Source organism: Stenoxybacter acetivorans DSM 19021 (assembly GCF_000745895.1).
Classification (GTDB): Bacteria; Pseudomonadota; Gammaproteobacteria; order Burkholderiales; family Neisseriaceae; genus Stenoxybacter; species Stenoxybacter acetivorans.
Window position 1 is genome coordinate 1 of record NZ_KN050775.1, and the last position, 2,627, is coordinate 2,627.

At 35.5% G+C, this 2,627-nt stretch carries 3 protein-coding genes; all 3 read left to right on the top strand.

The window, feature by feature from the left end:
- Window positions 1–182, top strand: a 182-nt coding sequence (locus Q384_RS13715) for a hypothetical protein (protein WP_037588699.1), incomplete at its 5' end; no start/stop codon positions are given.
- A 206-nt stretch (window positions 183–388) separates the two neighbouring features.
- The gene (locus tag Q384_RS12355; protein WP_037588701.1) at window positions 389–1,060 is read left to right on the top strand and encodes a hypothetical protein; all 672 of its coding nucleotides are present in this window, start codon (window positions 389–391) and stop codon (window positions 1,058–1,060) included.
- 53 nt (window positions 1,061–1,113) lie between these two features.
- A partial coding sequence (locus Q384_RS13720; RefSeq protein WP_169740871.1) for a hypothetical protein occupies window positions 1,114–2,627 on the top strand: 1,514 nt, incomplete at its 3' end.

Below are 2,627 nucleotides of genomic sequence, written 5' to 3' on the forward strand. Positions count from 1 at the left end.
TGTTTAACAGTTTCTTAAGCAAAAGCAGCAGCGGCAAAACCACCATTACGGATATTGATTTAAACGGCAGTTTATACAGCAACAACCGCTTGCTTTCAGGCAGCCTTTTTGTTGTTTTGAATGAGGAAAAAGGTGTGAATTGGCGGGTTTGTAAAAACCTCGTTTCAATGTTGTACATTTGAAAAAAAGGGGAGTAGTATGCCAAAAAATGTAAAGCGTCATTACACTATTTATCTATATCTCAAGGAGATTGGGTAATGTATTCGATGAACCAAATTTTACTAAACAGGCTGCCTGAAAGTATGGGACTGAGTTTCCGTGCTTTCAAGTAGCCTGTTTGTGTTTAAAAAAATAGTATGCAAAAAAGTAACTTGGGGAGTAAAAAATAATGGCTTTGATTTTTTTAGCTATTTTTTTGAGTTGTATCATCATTTTTGCCTTAATTGTTGGCAAACTATCAAAAAAATGGGTTGGCAGATTGGTTTTTTTAGTCTTATTTGGTTTTATGTTTGGACATGATATTTACTCTCTTGTGCAATTTAGATATTTATGCTCCAGCGCAGGGCAGTATATTTATCGAAAAGAAAAAGCCGATGGATTTTATTATTTAAGAGATGATTATGCTGTAACTTCATTAAAACCTGATGGTCATGCAAAAAGTTTCTTGAATCAAGGATATTCATATATTGAAACCAAAGAATTTACAGGAAAATGGTTAGCACAAGGCTATTTGAGTAGTGGTGATTATGTTTTTTATCGATTTTCTTATGATGAAAACGGAGATTTAAAAAAAGAACTGATTCCAGAATTAAAAAGCGATTATGAATACAGTCATGGCGTGAATATACCTGTTTTTAAATACATCAAAAAATCGGAAGCATATGTTAAAAATAGGCATACAGGAGAATTATTGGGTGTAACACGTAATTTTTCAGTTTCTTTACTGAGTAAATTAATGAGTTATTTTTTTACCCAAGTCGATGCCAGCATGGTAACTGATTGTCATATAAAAATAGATATAAATAAAAGCCTACCAGAATCAGCACTTATTCCTAATTAAAGTATTGTATTAAGTTTTTAATTTTTTTTAACTTCCAAGCAAGGACTAAAATCATGAATATCCAAAATCTTTCTCAATATGCGTTATTAGCGCAGGCTTCTTATGCTTATCTTGAGAACTTTAAAGATAAAAATGGGGATTATAAAGAAAGTATTGTTCAGGATGCCCTTATAGACGTAGACAGGGGTAGTTTTGCCTCAAATCAAGCTGAAAATTTTGTCAAAAATTACGAAGTCATCAGCCACCAACCCAATACCTCCAGTGGTTTTTCTGCCACTATTCTCAGAAATAAAGAAAGCAATGAAAATATTTTTTCCATTCGCGGAACAGAATTAAGTAGCTTAGGTGTTGTTATTAATGACGGTGCAGCTGATTTTGGTGATATTGGTTTTGATGGCATTGCCATTGAGCAGGCGATTGATTTATTTAATTATTTGCAACGCTTAACAGCTGTCAAAGGGCAGAAAGTTTTACAGCTGTCCCATAGTAAAATAACAGTAGAAGATGATGAACATATTACTTATCAAGAAGGCATTTTCTTCGATAAAATTATTACCGCTGAAGAAAATGGTGTTTTAGCCAATCAAATGTTTTCGATTGTCGGACACAGTTTGGGTGGTCATCTAGCCATGATTTTAAGTCGGCTGGCAGGTGATTTTGTTACACAAACCATCACCGTTAATGCGCCGGGTTTTGATACGGAAATTGTACCCGGATTTGATAATGCAGAAACATTTTTTACAGAAGTAAGAATACTGATGCAGGAATATGGTTTTTCTGATTCTCAGATAAAGGCGCAATACAATACTGACAATATGACTCATTTGGTAACAGAAAGCAATTTAGCAAACGATGTTATTTCAAAAATTGGAACAGTTCCCGGTGAGCAAACGCCGGTTTATGTTGAAATCGGTTCAGCATTAGCAGGGGATTTGACCGCACACAGTTCTGTATTGCTTTCAGATGCCCTCGCCCTTCAAGCGGTATTTTCTAAATTAGACAGGAGTTTTGACTTAACACAGGCATATCAGATTTTTCAGGCATCAGGGCTGCCTGAAAGCCAAATGCTGGACGCATTGCGGTTTATTATCTTGGGTGATTCTGTTGCTAAAACCAAAGCTGACGATCGAGAAAATTTTTATAAGAATTTATATGAACTGGAAAAAGCAATTGATGAAATCCCGTCAAAGGATTCAATGTATTTCCAAATCACCAATTCAACCATTGCTGCTCAAAATACAGCAGAAGGTTTCGCACATCGCTATGCTTTAGCCAAACTCAACGCCTTTGCGCTTGTTATTGGTGCAGATTATTCTCACGATACCAGTGGCGAATTGGATTTATACGATACCGCAACAGGAGAAATCACAGAAAATTGGCTCAACGACAGAAACCAATTGCTCATCGTTAAATCAGTATTGGATAAACATGATCTTTCTTATCAACATGTTGGTGATCATTCATACGGCGGTTATAACGATTACTTAAAGGGCTATCCTGAAATGCGCCAATTTATCGGCAAAAACATCAAAATGATGGATACATCATCAGGGTTGTCTGTTGAACT

Coding starts and splice junctions, on each gene's coding strand:
- Q384_RS12355 (WP_037588701.1), top strand. CDS start 389: ATGGCTTTGATTTTTTTAGCTATTTTTTTGAGTTGTATCATCATTTTT.